Raw genomic sequence first — 13,330 nt, forward strand, 5'->3', positions numbered from 1 at the left:
ATGAAAATAATTATTGAAAATACAAGTTTGTTTGATAAAGAGTTAAATAATAAAATTCGTGAAAAATTAAAAGATATTGTCCACGAACTTGATAAAAGCAAAAGATATAGAATGGATTTGTCATTTTGTGAGGATTTGATTTTGTGTGAATTTGAAATAGATTCATATAAAATACCAGAAGAAGCATTGCGCCCATACCAAAGAGAAAAAGTGTTAAAAGGTAAAGAAAAAATGTATGAATTATTAACCTATCGGGTTGATTCTGCTAAAAATATATTTAAGGAATATGGAATAAACCTAGGAAGTTGTAATATTAATGGAACACCATTCATTAAATTAAATACAATAGACTTAAGACTTGAGGAGGAAGAAGATACGGAGTTAGATAAGGGGAGTAAACGAAAAAAAGAAAATAAATTCACATGTAATATGATAATGCCAAGTTTTTCGGCATATATTGAAAATCTAAAGAATGCTTTGGCGTATATTGAACAGGGCAGAGAAACTGAATTAGAGAATGCATTTGATGATAAAAAAGAGTATGCTAAATATAAATCTCTTGTTGGCAAAGATGAGTTATATAAGGTATTAACTGATTTTAAAAAAGAATATGGCGATAGGTGGATGTATTCAAGAGAGTATAAATCAGAGTTGAAAGAGAAGTTTATAAAGACAATAGAAATTAAAGCAGGAATTATTTGTGATGGTATATTAAAAGAAAATATTTTAAAACCGCTTGAATTAAAAACAGTATTAATATTTGAAATACCTGTTTATAAAATTACTAAAAAAATTAATGGGACAAATAAAAGTATTGGCTATATTAGGTTGTTAACAAATGGAAAAATGATTAGTGCTAAGTTTCAACCACATAGTAAATCATATGCAATTCCTGATGAAATTTTTAAAGAGTGCATTGTTAATGTTACATCTGAATCTAATAATAAAAAGTTACTTAACATAATAGAAGAACTTGTGAATAGAGTTGATGAAATTTGTCAGAGATTTAGCTATGTACTTGAAAAGGATTTGATTCATAATGTATTAGGATATATGGATATAAAGAATATTTTAAAGAAAGCTAGAGAAGCATAAAGAAGAATTGCTAAGTTGAGATAAGGTAATTTAAAGGATGAGCAAAGAGAAAGCATTGTTATGTAAAAATAATCTAATTCAATATATGAAAGATTTTCTAAATTACATAATTACTCAAGATGAATATTATGAACTATCAGAAAGAGGTTATGTAGAGCATAAATTTATTAGAAAAGTATTATCCTAATTTTAATGAAAAATTCATGGAAGTAGTTCCAGATGCTTGTTTGTATTATATTGATGAGTCGGGATTAGATGATCACAATAAGAGAGCGCTATTTAGAAATGAAATTAGTAGTTTATATAAAATTTGGGTGAACTGTAATTAAATTATCTAGATGCGCCAGCAAGGGAGAGGATATAAACAGATAGCAAATGAAATTAGATTATCAAGAGATTCAGCAAGAGGATATTGCAGAAAGCACGGACTAGATAGATTTAGTGAAGAGATAGCAAGGCAGCATAAGATGTTAATGCAGGAAGGATTCATGTATATACTTTGTCTCCAATGTGGCAAATAAATTAAGCAGAATGCTACAGAAAGAAAAAGAAAATACTGCTCCATGGAATATAAGAGATTGTGAGACAAAACACATCGCAAAGCATTTGAGTTAAAGTGTTAATACTGCGGAAAAGAATTTAAGTCTTTAGGTATTAAGCATCTTAAATATTGTAGCAGAGACTTCTATATTAAAGATAGGTTTTGGAGAAATGAAGATGCTCAAGAAGTTGCTAGTAAAATTATAGAGTTTAAAAGGTTAACAAATTACTTAAGTGGCTTAAATAATTACTGCTTAGATATGAAGAAGAATAGGAATATAGGAGGGTATAGTTGGAATATTTTGCGATATACTAGACTAAAAAAGATAGCAAGATGGGGATGGCAAATTGAGTACTTGCCTCAGTTTTAGTTTTATCCTCCGCTTGTTATAAAAAGACCTAGGGGGTCGCTAAGAAATATTTGCGAAAATTTATTAATAGATTGTCTACACGCATGCTGAGACTGTGGTTAAGTTAGTTAAGAAATAGAGTCATTTATAAGGATTTTTTAAGGCGACAAATTGCCGCCTGCCGCCCATTTGCCGACGGAATTTTTATTTTGTCGACAAGTGGGCATTTCATTTTTTATAAGATGTTAGCAAGGTGGGGAATCATTATCTAATGTGTGGAGATAGTACATGGGAAAGGGATGTAAGAAAACTGAGTGCAAGCAGAAGAGAAGTAAAAGCAAGCCTTGTGTGGACTGTTATATTTAGCTTATTGGAATAGCAAGAAAGTCATTGATATTAGTAGTTTTAATAGTTGGAGTATTATTAGATAGGTTATTAAATGCGGAAACATGGATATTTCGTACTTTAATAGCCTATTTTTATATGACAAATGAAGGAACTAGTTTATTAGAAAATTGTGTGGGATTGGGTTTGCCAATTCCACAAACATTACAGGATACATTAATTCAATTAAAAGAAGGAAATAAGAAAGAGTTATAGTAGGAACCAGAGATGAAAATAGGATTAAGAGGTGGACATTCAAGGAAAGCACAAGGAGCAGTAGGTATGATAAATGCATATGAGCAAATGCAGAAATTTTATACTCATGTAAGTAAATTATTAAAGGATATGATGGGGTGAATATAAGAGCAATTCTTGATAAATATTTTGATGGAGTTAAATGCTATGTTAGAGGGGATGGAAATGGAGTGTGGATTGAAACTGAGTGTATGCCTATTGAAAGATCTGAAGAAATAAAGAATAAGGTAGGAGAATTACTATATGAAATAAAAAAATAAAGCTTAGTAACATTTTCTAGGATAATTAATAGTATAAAAGTAAGTGAAAATATATATTGATAAATTTCGATATTAGGAATACAATATACATATCGAAAAAAATAGATATGAGGTGATAGCATGGAAAATAAATATGTACTTAATGCTCGCATATTTAAAGCTTTCTGTGATAAAAAGCGTTTAATGATTCTTGAAATGCTACAAACTGGTGAAAAATGTGCTTGCCACTTATTAGAACAGATGAACATAGGTCAATCAACATTATCACATCATATGAAAATACTATGTGAATCTGGAATTGTAGTTGGTCGTAAAGAAGGAAAATGGACCTATTATTCAATTAGTTCTGAAGGTAGTAAGTATGCAGGTGAATTATTAAAACAACTAACAGAAGTAAACAATCAAATTGACATTGATAACACAAAATGCTGTACATAAAATAATAAGACATACTTAATAAGACCATCTTTATTGATGGTTTAAAAAATATAATACATATCGAAAATTTTAGATATGAATCAAAAATATTTTACTTTGGAGGTATTAATTATGAAAAAAATGATAATTTTTGATCCAGCAATGTGTTGCTCTACAGGAGTTTGTGGTCCATCTGTAAATCCAGAACTTTTGAGAGTTGCAACTATTCTAAATTCACTTAAAAACAAAGGGATTGTAATTGAAAGATACAACCTCACAAGTAATCCTCAAGCATTTATAGACAATAAAAAAATCAATCAATTGCTAGACAGCAAAGGTATACAAGTATTACCTGTAACTATGGTAGATGAAGATGTAGTTAAGATAGGGAGTTATCCTACGAATGAAGAATTTTGCAATTTATTAGAAATACCGGCAGACTTTTTAGCAACTAATATAAAGAAACCTAATATAAATAAAGCTAGCGTAAAAAAATCTAATGGTGGTTGCAAATGCAAAGGTAGATGTTGCTAGAATATAATTTTGGAGGGGATACGAAAAAAACTGAGTATTTTTTAGTAGAAAATATAGTAGAAAGGAAGGGGAGCTATGTTTAAATCATTTGATATAAAAGAATTAAATCTAACTAAGTATCTATTTTTTACGGGTAAGGGAGGCGTTGGCAAAACATCAACAGCATGTGCAGTAGCAGTAAATTTAGCTGATGATGGAAAGAAAATTATGCTTGTAAGTACTGATCCGGCTTCAAATCTTCAAGATGTGTTTGGTACTGAATTAAACAATAAAGGAGTTCAAATAAAAGATGTTCCTAATTTAGTGGTTGCAAATTTTGAACCAGAAGTGGCTGCTGCTGAATATAGAGAAAGTGTTATTTCACCATATAGAGGAAAGCTACCACAAGCTGTGATAGATAATATGGAGGAACAATTATCAGGTTCATGTACTGTGGAAATTGCAGCATTTAATGAATTTTCATCAATGATAACAGATGAAAAAGCGTCTAAAGAGTTTGACTATATCATATTTGATACAGCACCAACAGGTCATACTTTAAGAATGTTACAATTACCTTCTGCTTGGAACAATTTTATTAACGAAAGCACTCATGGTGCATCATGTTTAGGACAGCTTTCTGGTCTTGAAGATAAGAAAGAAATTTATAAAAATTCAGTAGAGACTTTAGCAGATAAAAATAAAACAACACTTGTACTTGTATCTCGCCCTGAAAATACACCATTAAAAGAAGCAGAAAGAGCTTCACATGAACTTCAAGAAATAGGAGTTAATAACCAAGTATTGATTGTAAATGGTGTGCTACAAAATCATGATGATTATTTATCAACTGCTATTTATGAAAAACAACAAAAAGCTTTAAAAGATATGCCAGCTAAACTTAAGAATATTGAAACTTTTCAAATTCCATTAAGACCTTACAATATAACAGGACTTGAAAATGTAAGATCATTGCTAAAAGAAGATCATATTAAAGTCAGTAGTGATACTCTAAATATGACTTCAATACCTAAATTAAAAAATGTTATTGAGGATTTATATAACAATAATAAAAAAGTCATATTTACAATGGGAAAAGGTGGAGTTGGTAAGACAACTATAGCAGCTACAATAGCATTAGGTCTATCTAAAAAAGGCAAAAAAGTTCATTTAACAACTACTGATCCAGCAGGTCATTTAAAGTTTGTATTGGATGAAAGCTATGGAATTTCATTAAGCAATATTGATGAAAAGGAAGAACTTAAAAAATATCAGGAAGAAGTATTGAGTAAAGTAAGAGAAAGCAATGCTAGTGAAGAAGATATTGCTTATATAGAAGAAGATTTAAGATCTCCATGTACTCAAGAAATTGCAGTATTTAGAGCTTTTGCAGAAATAGTTAATAAATCTGAAAATGAAGTTGTAGTAATAGATACAGCACCAACAGGACATACATTATTACTTTTAGAATCAACAGAAAGTTATAATAAAGAAATTTCAAGGTCAGAAGGAGAAATACCACAATCTGTAATAAAATTATTACCTACTTTGAAAAATGAGAATGATACAGAAGTAATAGTAGTTACATTAGCAGAAACAACACCAGTATATGAAGCAATGAGGCTTAAAATTGATTTAGATAGAGCTAATATTTATAGTAAGTGGTGGATAATAAATTCAAGTCTTTATGCAACAAATACTGAAAATAATGTTTTAAAAGCAAAAGCTAGCAATGAAATTCAATGGATAAATAAAGTTAATGAAATTTCAGAAGGAAACTTTGCAGTTGTTGAATGGAAAGCAGAAGAAGTAAAGGATAAAAATCTTATTGATTTATTAAGATAATTTTTAATGAAAATTATTTAAGTATAGATTATAAATGATGGAAGGAAGAAGAAACATGAAGAAAAAGGTAGCATTTATTTGTGTTCATAACTCATGTAGGTCACAAATGGCAGAAGCATTAGGAAAACTTTATGGAGAAAATGTTTTTGAAAGTTATTCAGCTGGAACTGAAACAAAACCACAAATAAATCAAGATGCAGTTAGAATAATAAAAGATTTATATGGTATAGACATGAACAAAACACAAAAATCTAAGTTATTAAGTGATATACCAAAGGTTGATATAGTAGTGAAAATGGGATGTAATGTAGTATGCCCATTTTTGCCGGCACAGCATACAGAAGATTGGGGCCTAGATGATCCAACTGGGAAAAGTGATGAAGAATTTATAAAGACAGCTAAATTAATAGAAGAAAAGATCAAAGATTTATTTGTAAGAATACAGAATAATGAAATCTAAAGAATTGTTATTCTAATTCATAATCAAATTCATGGTTATAGAAAGCTATGACCATGAATTTAAAAAAAGGAGTGATTTTTATGTCAAACAAAAATAATAGTGGACTAGGTATTTTTGAAAAGTACTTAACAGTTTGGGTGGCGGCATGTATTATTATAGGAATTGCTATAGGAAAGTTTTTGCCAATAATTCCTGGGACTCTAAGTAAATTTGAATATTATAATGTATCAATTCCAACTGCAATATTAATATGGCTTATGATATATCCAATGATGCTTAAGATTGATTTTACAAGTATAATAAATGCAAGTAAAAAGCCGAAGGGACTTATATTAACATGTGTAACAAACTGGCTTATTAAACCTTTTACTATGTATGCAATTGCATGGTTCTTTTTATATGTAGTATTTAAAAGTCTTATCCCTGCAGAACTCGCAAAGGAATATCTAGCAGGAGCTGTATTACTTGGAGCAGCACCATGTACTGCAATGGTATTTGTATGGAGCCATTTAACTAAAGGAGATCCAGCATATACACTAGTTCAAGTGGCTGTTAATGATTTAATTATTTTAATTGCATTTGCACCAATAGTAGCATTTTTACTTGGAATTGGAGATGTCAAAGTACATATTGGTACACTAGTATTAGCAACAATATTGTTTGTTGTAATTCCGTTAGTACTTGGATGTGTAACAAGAACAGTAATAATTAAGAATAAAGGAGAGAATTATTTTAATAATGTTTTCTTAAAAAAGTTTGACAATGTAACAATAGTGGGATTGCTATTAACATTAATAATACTATTCTCTTTTCAAGGAGATATTATATTGAAGAATCCAATTCATATTTTATTAATAGCAGTACCACTTACAATTCAAACCTTCTTTATATTTGCAATTGCTTATTTTGGTGCTAAGTTATTAAAATTACCTCATAATATAGCAGCGCCAGCTGGAATGATTGGAGCAAGTAACTTTTTTGAATTATCTGTTGCAGTAGCAATATCATTGTTTGGATTACAAAGTGGAGCTGCAACAGCTACTGTTGTAGGTGTTCTGGTAGAAGTGCCAGTAATGTTAGCACTTGTTAAAATAGCCAATAATACTATAGGGTGGTTTAAGAATAATTAGTAATTAAAAATATCAAACTTACTATGATAGATAAAAATTGATGTACTAAAGAAAAACATTTTACAGATTTGTAGTTCTTTAATAATTAAAAGGAGTGTAAATTATGAAGTATCATATTATAACTTATAGTGCACAAGTTAGATTTAGTGGGGAGAGAGTTTATTTTAGCAAAGTAATAGATATTGATCCAATTGATTGTTTTATTAAAATAAAAGACGAAGAAACAAGCTCTTATACAGAATTTGTGCTTAATTTTTTTTGTGAAATAAATAAAGATCAATATTTAAAGTTATTAGATAAACGCTAACTATAGAAAATGATATTTATGTTATTTGAGTGCTTTGTAAAAAATTCAATTATATAAGCTCCAGATAAATATTTGCTGAATGAATAGAGAAAAAATGAAAGAAACAGATTTCACAAAAGGAAGAGTTATCTCAGTTATAACCGCATTAGCATTACCAATAATGGGAAGCTCTTTTTTGCAATTTACTTATAATTTAATTGATATGATGTGGGTAGGTGGACTTGGTAGTGGTGCAGTTGCAAGCATTGGATCATCAAGTTTATATATAAATATAGGATACTCTATAAATGCTTTAGTTGTTATTGGAACTGGAATAACTGTAGCACATGCAATTGGCAGAAAAGATGATACAGAAGTAAAAGAATATATAAATTCTGGGATACTCATTAATGCGATTATTGGAATTATTTTTGGAATTATATTGATATTGTTAGGAAAAGGCTTCATAGGATTTTTAAATCTTAATAATTATGAAGTTGAAAGAAATGCATATCACTATTTGGCATTAAATGCACCTATTTTATTCTTTGCATTCTTTAATATGATGTATACAAGGATATTAGGGAGTTTTGGGAATAATAAGCTGGCATTTAAGATTAATGCAGTTGGAGTAGTTATAAATATAATAATTGACCCTATATTCATCTATTTTTTTAAACTTGGAGTTATAGGAGCTGGACTTGCTACTCTGATTGCCAATATAATAATGTTCATTTTATTTAAAATAAATTCTAATGGAATACTTACATATGATTTTAAAAGATCGATAGATTATAGAAAGATAAAAGAAATTGTGAAATTGGGATTTCCAATGGCGTTTCAAAGAATTCTATTTACAATTATAAATATTCTATTAGCAAAAATAATTGCAGTTTTTGGATCAGATGCAATAGCAGCACAAAAAGTAGGAGTTCAGATAGAATCTATTGCCTATATGATAATTGGAGGACTTAATGGAGCAGTTGCAAGCTTTACAGGCCAGAACTTTGGAGCAGAGAAGTTTAAAAGAATAAAAGAAGGATATAAAAGTACATTAATCATAGGAATAATTTACTCAATGGTTATGGCATGTGTATTTTTACTGTTTAACAGGCCATTGATTAACTTATTTATAAGAGATGAAGCAACCATTGTAATTGCAGCATCATATTTAAAAGTAGTAGCTTTTTCACAAATATTTAGTGCAGTAGAAATGATATCAAATGGTTTATTTACTGGAATAGGGAAACCTAATATTTCGGCAAGTATAAGCATTATATTTACAGCACTTAGAATTCCATTTGCATTATTATTAATTAAACCTTTTGGTATAAATGGAATATGGTTAAGTATTTCACTTTCAAGTATTCTTAAAGGTATTTTTTCTTATTTACTACATGAAATTAAAGTAAGAAGAAAGTATGTAGACATTGTAAAATAAATATAGTGAAATTAATGAAGAGGCATAACAAAATGATAAGGCTGGTTAAAGTAGTTTTGTAATTGAAAATAAATCATTTCAATTATAAATAAATAAATAAATAAATAAATAAATAAATAAATAAATGGAATTTAGAAGTAAAACAGTTGGTATTGGCTAACTATAGGGTAACATTATTATGAATAGAAGTAATGAATTTAGAGAATTAATACGGAATTTAGAAAGAAAGCTAGGATTACTTAATAAAGAAGGTGGAGGATGCTATTATAATGTATCTTTAGCACAATGTCATGCTTTGGTAGAAATAGGACGAGCTAATAGTATATCAATAAAATCTTTATCACAATTGTTAAATTTAGATATAAGCACAATGAGCAGAACTGTAGATAATTTAATTGCAAAGAATTATGCTATTAAGATGAAATCAGATAAAGATAAACGTATATTCATAGTTAAACTTACAGATGAGGGGAAGCGACTATTCAATTCAGTTGAAAATAAAATGAATGATAAGTTTGAGAAAGTTTATGAAAAAATAAACATTGATGATAGGGATGATATTTTAAATTCATTGAGAATATTAATAGAGGTATTTAATAATAATTTTATTGAGTAAATTATTATGTAGGCAGACACAAATTTGCTGACAATTTGCCGACAATGCAGAAGTTAGATTAAAATATAATACAAATATACTTTAATATGTAGTATTATCACATATCATTCAAATCCCCTATTTTCAAGGGTTGAGATGATGTATAATGATTTAATGTAATATATTTGGAGGTTATACTGTACGAATACTCCTCATGTAGAAATTATAATGAGTTTAGAAATATATAAGAAGTATAAATTAAAATGGTGGCAAATATAAATCTGCCACCCTTTTGCCACCCATGCACAAGTTTTATGAAATTATAAAGTAATACATATAATTTTAAGAGAAGATTGTATTTCTCTTAAAGCTCGCATTTTAGAGGGTTACAATGATATAAATTAATTTAGTGTAATATATCAGAAGAGATTATATCTACAAACACCTCATGCTGAGACAGTTGTTAAGCTGATTAAGAAATAGAGTCATTTATAAGGATTTTTTTAGGCGACAAATTGCCGCCTGCGCCCATTTGCCGACGAAATTTTTAGCTTGTTGATAAGTGATCATTATATTTTTAATAAGATATGGGAATGTAGATAGATTTGTTTTACGCAAATCTATCTACACTCCTAAAACATGTAATATCTTATAGAAATATCATAACTGAATTTGGAACTAAATTAAGAATGAACAGATTTATTCAGGTCGAAGGAGGATTTGGGGTTTTAAAAAGTGACTACGAATTCAATAGATTTTTAACACGAGGGAAAAATAGTGTTAAAACTGAATTTATTTTGCTTTGATTTGGTACAATATTAACAAATTGCATTGCAAAATACAAAATGAAAGAACTAAAAATCATCTGCATGAATTAAAATTTATTGACTAATTATGGAATAAAATAAGCAGGCTTATTTGAGGGTGCTTAAAATTCAGAAATCTCCAAATAATTGATGTGATATTTCAATTATTTGGAGATTTATATCTTTAAGCCGAAAGGTTGCATCGCTCCTTATTAAAATTTAATCATTTTGCGGCACTACCTATTCATTTATTATATAATGTAAATATATAATTAGGCAATTGCAAAACTCACTGGTAAAACTGAATAAAGATTGATTAGAGCTTGCAAAAATATTGCTAATTGATTTATAAAGTTGCTTTTATACAATCGAGATGTTTGATTAGCTAAAAAAATGGCGCACGAAATAAAGTCAAGACTAATTTGAATTTTTTAACTTATTTTCTAACAAAAAATATGCTGCATTTATGCGGGGTGTGCGATTTCGCAAACGCCTAGTAAATATATAATAAATGAAAGGAGAAAATTATTATGGATTTATTTTTAAAATTACTTTCTTACTATAATAATCAAGATAATAACCAAACTTACTATAGAATTATTGATTATATCTTACATAACCTAGATAAAATGGAAGAACTCTCTATAAACGAGCTTGCAGAAAAAACGTTCACATCACCGGCTACAATTACTCGGTTTATTCATCATTTTGGTTACGATAAGTATGCCTCATTCCGTAAAGAAATTAAAGAACGAAATAATCCAAATTTAAAATCAAAATTCAAGCTTAGAGAAAGTGATATTAACAACCTTAAAGATAATCCTAAATTGTTTATAGAGAGTTATGCACAAGAAGTTTCTAACTCTATTTCAGATATTTCTTCTACTTTAGATATAAAACAAATTGACCGTTTTTTAGTGAGATTATATGAAACTAAAAAGATTGCTTTTTTTGGATATGATGATTCTATAAATATTGCAAAAGAATTACAAACAGGTTTTTTAGCACGGAAAAAAGTAATTGAAGTTGCAGAAAATTTTGAGAAACAGATTGAAATTGTTAATAATTATGATGAATCTTGTTTGGTGGTGATAATTTCGAGTTATGGAAATTATTTTGATTATTATAATGATATATATGATCAACTTGTTTTAAAAAAAATACCTATGATTCTTATCACTCAAAATTATTCATCTATGAAGGAATTTAATTTCGAAGAAATAATTTATCTGCTATCAAAGAGATATTCAAGAATAGGAAATTATCCACTACGTATTTTTTCAGAATATATCCTACGTCGTTTTATGTATATGAATTTAAAAAACTAAATTATTTTCAAAATAAAGTGCCTATTTTCGTAATTGCGAAAATAGGCACTTTATTCTGAAAGTTACTCGTCCTATAATGAAAACAATTTATAAGCAACATCTGATAAACTAAAAATGTACTAAACGTAAACGATTTTCTAACAAGAAAGGATTGATAAATATTTATGATAGAAAAAAAAGAATTTCCGCAGGGTTTTTTATGGGGAGCATCAACTAGTGCATTTCAAGTAGAAGGTGCTGCCTTTGAAGATGGTAAAGGATTAACGGTAGCAGATGTTCGTTCAGCTAAAAAAAAGGATCTTCAAATGGATACAACAGTATCAGTCGATCATTATCATAATTTAGAAGAAGATGTACTTCTTATGAAGGAACTAGGAATGAAGTCCTATAGATTTTCAATTAGTTGGGCAAGAATATTTCCAAATGGAAATGATAAAGAGCCTAATCAAAAAGGGATTGAATTCTATCATTCACTTTTGGATCTGCTTAAAGAAAACGATATTGAACCTATTGTAACTATGTTTCATTTTGATTTGCCAATGGGGCTTGTTAATCAGTATGGTGGATGGGTTTCAAGAAAATCAATCGATGATTTTGTATACTATGCAGACTTTTTATTTACGGAGTATGGTGATAAGGTAAAATATTGGCTAACTATTAATGAGCAAAGTGTGATTGTTTCGATGCCAGATATGATTGGAATAGATATAGAGAATAATTCTAAACAAGAGGTTTTAAAGAAAGCTCAAATAGCGAATTATCATATGTCTATTGCACAAGCTAAGGTGTTTAAACTTTGTCATGATAAATTACCTAACTCAAAAATAGGTCCAGCAATTTCTTATCTTACAGCGCTCCCTGCAACTATGAAGTCAAGTGACTTGTTTGCAGCTAAACAACTAGATGATGTTCATTCATTTACATTGATGGATATTGCGGTTAGAGGGGAAATTCCAAAATATTATAAGGTAATGCTCGAAAATGCGGGTATTTTTATTGAGCAGAGCGAAGAAGATATTAAAACATTAAAAGAAGGAACTGCTGACTTTTTAGGGGTCAATTGGTATTGTACAACAATAGTTAAAAAGAAAGAGCATTATGAGGAAAGATCTTGGATTTATGATCAAATTGAAATGATTAAAGATAAAGATTTACTTTATACTGATTGGGGATGGAATCTAGATCCAGTAGGTTTACGTTATGCACTACAAAGATTAAATGATCGCTATCCCAATGTACCTGTTATGATTACAGAATGTGGATGGTCACAAAAAGAACAATTAGAAGATGGGAAAGTTCATGATGAATTAAGAATTAAGTATTTAAAAGAACACATTTATCAAATGTATTTAGCTATTGAGGATGGAGTAAACGTTATTGCCTTTAATCCGTGGTCATTTATTGATATATTAAGTTCAAGTGATGGAATGGAAAAAAGATATGGATTAGTTTATGTAGATAGAGATGATTTTGATGAAAAGTCAATGAAACGCTATAAAAAAGATAGTTACTATTATTATCAAGATGTAATAAAAACAAATGGCAGTACTTTAATTGAAGAGTTTAGCAAATAAAAAATTGTAGGTAAAAATATCTGACATTTATATAATTAAAGATTTTTATAA

Annotated in this window: 14 protein-coding genes and 1 pseudogene; all 15 read left to right on the forward strand. The window is 28.7% G+C overall.

All coding sequences use genetic code 11. From position 1 onward, the window contains the following. Nucleotides 1–1,095 (forward strand): hypothetical protein, encoded by a 1,095-nt coding sequence (locus CNEONATNEC86_RS03535; protein WP_159135541.1) that lies wholly within the window; start codon nt 1–3, stop codon nt 1,093–1,095. Nucleotides 1,096–2,375: 1,280 nt separating this feature from the next. Then, nucleotides 2,376–2,585, forward strand: a complete 210-nt coding sequence (locus CNEONATNEC86_RS03540; RefSeq protein WP_317079238.1) for a phage holin family protein — start codon at nt 2,376–2,378, stop codon at nt 2,583–2,585. A gap of 12 nt (nt 2,586–2,597) precedes the next feature. Then, entirely contained in the window at nt 2,598–2,726 is a 129-nt protein-coding gene (locus CNEONATNEC86_RS21720; RefSeq protein WP_268259041.1) for a hypothetical protein, read from the forward strand. Continuing rightward, nucleotides 2,723–2,884, forward strand: a complete 162-nt coding sequence (locus CNEONATNEC86_RS03545) for a hypothetical protein (RefSeq protein WP_157065758.1) — start codon at nt 2,723–2,725, stop codon at nt 2,882–2,884. Before CNEONATNEC86_RS21720 ends, CNEONATNEC86_RS03545 begins: the two co-directional genes overlap by 4 nt. A 120-nt stretch (nt 2,885–3,004) precedes the next feature. Next, nucleotides 3,005–3,322 carry an ArsR/SmtB family transcription factor gene (locus CNEONATNEC86_RS03550; RefSeq protein ID WP_058293899.1) on the forward strand — a complete coding sequence of 106 codons (318 nt, stop codon included), beginning with the start codon at nt 3,005–3,007 and terminating at the stop codon, nt 3,320–3,322. A gap of 111 nt (nt 3,323–3,433) precedes the next feature. Then, nucleotides 3,434–3,835 (forward strand): arsenite efflux transporter metallochaperone ArsD, encoded by a 402-nt coding sequence (gene arsD, locus CNEONATNEC86_RS03555; RefSeq protein WP_058293900.1) that lies wholly within the window; start codon nt 3,434–3,436, stop codon nt 3,833–3,835. Nucleotides 3,836–3,910: 75 nt separating this feature from the next. Beyond that, nucleotides 3,911–5,659 (forward strand): arsenical pump-driving ATPase, encoded by a 1,749-nt coding sequence (arsA, locus tag CNEONATNEC86_RS03560; RefSeq protein WP_159135542.1) that lies wholly within the window; start codon nt 3,911–3,913, stop codon nt 5,657–5,659. Nucleotides 5,660–5,714: 55 nt separating this feature from the next. Beyond that, entirely contained in the window at nt 5,715–6,119 is a 405-nt protein-coding gene (locus tag CNEONATNEC86_RS03565) for an arsenate reductase ArsC (protein ID WP_159135543.1), read from the forward strand. Nucleotides 6,120–6,199: 80 nt separating this feature from the next. Beyond that, the gene (gene arsB / locus CNEONATNEC86_RS03570) at nt 6,200–7,249 is read left to right on the forward strand and encodes an ACR3 family arsenite efflux transporter (protein WP_159135544.1); all 1,050 of its coding nucleotides are present in this window, start codon (nt 6,200–6,202) and stop codon (nt 7,247–7,249) included. A 103-nt stretch (nt 7,250–7,352) separates the two neighbouring features. Beyond that, nucleotides 7,353–7,556: a hypothetical protein gene (locus CNEONATNEC86_RS03575; protein ID WP_159115603.1), complete on the forward strand. Its 204-nt coding sequence runs from the start codon at nt 7,353–7,355 to the stop codon at nt 7,554–7,556. A 94-nt stretch (nt 7,557–7,650) separates the two neighbouring features. Beyond that, nucleotides 7,651–8,976, forward strand: a complete 1,326-nt coding sequence (locus tag CNEONATNEC86_RS03580; RefSeq protein ID WP_159135545.1) for an MATE family efflux transporter — start codon at nt 7,651–7,653, stop codon at nt 8,974–8,976. 178 nt (nt 8,977–9,154) lie between these two features. Next, nucleotides 9,155–9,592: a MarR family winged helix-turn-helix transcriptional regulator gene (locus CNEONATNEC86_RS03585; RefSeq protein WP_058293906.1), complete on the forward strand. Its 438-nt coding sequence runs from the start codon at nt 9,155–9,157 to the stop codon at nt 9,590–9,592. 614 nt (nt 9,593–10,206) lie between these two features. Next, nucleotides 10,207–10,463, forward strand: a pseudogene (locus CNEONATNEC86_RS21980) (transposase); the annotation flags it as partial. 444 nt (nt 10,464–10,907) lie between these two features. Further along, complete coding sequence (locus CNEONATNEC86_RS03595; protein WP_125149435.1) at nt 10,908–11,705, forward strand: MurR/RpiR family transcriptional regulator; 798 nt, start codon at nt 10,908–10,910, stop codon at nt 11,703–11,705. A gap of 164 nt (nt 11,706–11,869) precedes the next feature. Continuing rightward, a complete protein-coding gene (locus CNEONATNEC86_RS03600; protein ID WP_125149434.1) occupies nt 11,870–13,279 on the forward strand; it encodes a glycoside hydrolase family 1 protein in 1,410 nt (469 codons plus the stop codon). Nucleotides 13,280–13,330: the final 51 nt, after the last annotated feature.

It is taken from the genome of Clostridium neonatale (assembly GCF_900465025.1).
In the GTDB taxonomy this organism is placed as follows: domain Bacteria; phylum Bacillota; class Clostridia; order Clostridiales; family Clostridiaceae; genus Clostridium; species Clostridium neonatale.

Bases quoted from the DNA above. Each gene is read 5' to 3' on its own strand.
- CNEONATNEC86_RS21720 (WP_268259041.1), top strand. From the start codon at position 2,598: ATGAAAATAGGATTAAGAGGTGGACATTCAAGGAAAGCACAAGGAGCA.
- CNEONATNEC86_RS03580 (WP_159135545.1), top strand. From the start codon at position 7,651: ATGAAAGAAACAGATTTCACAAAAGGAAGAGTTATCTCAGTTATAACC.
- CNEONATNEC86_RS03535 (WP_159135541.1), top strand. From the start codon at position 1: ATGAAAATAATTATTGAAAATACAAGTTTGTTTGATAAAGAGTTAAAT.
- CNEONATNEC86_RS03600 (WP_125149434.1), top strand. From the start codon at position 11,870: ATGATAGAAAAAAAAGAATTTCCGCAGGGTTTTTTATGGGGAGCATCA.
- CNEONATNEC86_RS03585 (WP_058293906.1), top strand. From the start codon at position 9,155: ATGAATAGAAGTAATGAATTTAGAGAATTAATACGGAATTTAGAAAGA.
- CNEONATNEC86_RS03550 (WP_058293899.1), top strand. From the start codon at position 3,005: ATGGAAAATAAATATGTACTTAATGCTCGCATATTTAAAGCTTTCTGT.
- CNEONATNEC86_RS03595 (WP_125149435.1), top strand. From the start codon at position 10,908: ATGGATTTATTTTTAAAATTACTTTCTTACTATAATAATCAAGATAAT.
- arsD (WP_058293900.1), top strand. From the start codon at position 3,434: ATGAAAAAAATGATAATTTTTGATCCAGCAATGTGTTGCTCTACAGGA.
- CNEONATNEC86_RS03575 (WP_159115603.1), top strand. From the start codon at position 7,353: ATGAAGTATCATATTATAACTTATAGTGCACAAGTTAGATTTAGTGGG.
- arsB (WP_159135544.1), top strand. From the start codon at position 6,200: ATGTCAAACAAAAATAATAGTGGACTAGGTATTTTTGAAAAGTACTTA.
- CNEONATNEC86_RS03565 (WP_159135543.1), top strand. From the start codon at position 5,715: ATGAAGAAAAAGGTAGCATTTATTTGTGTTCATAACTCATGTAGGTCA.
- arsA (WP_159135542.1), top strand. From the start codon at position 3,911: ATGTTTAAATCATTTGATATAAAAGAATTAAATCTAACTAAGTATCTA.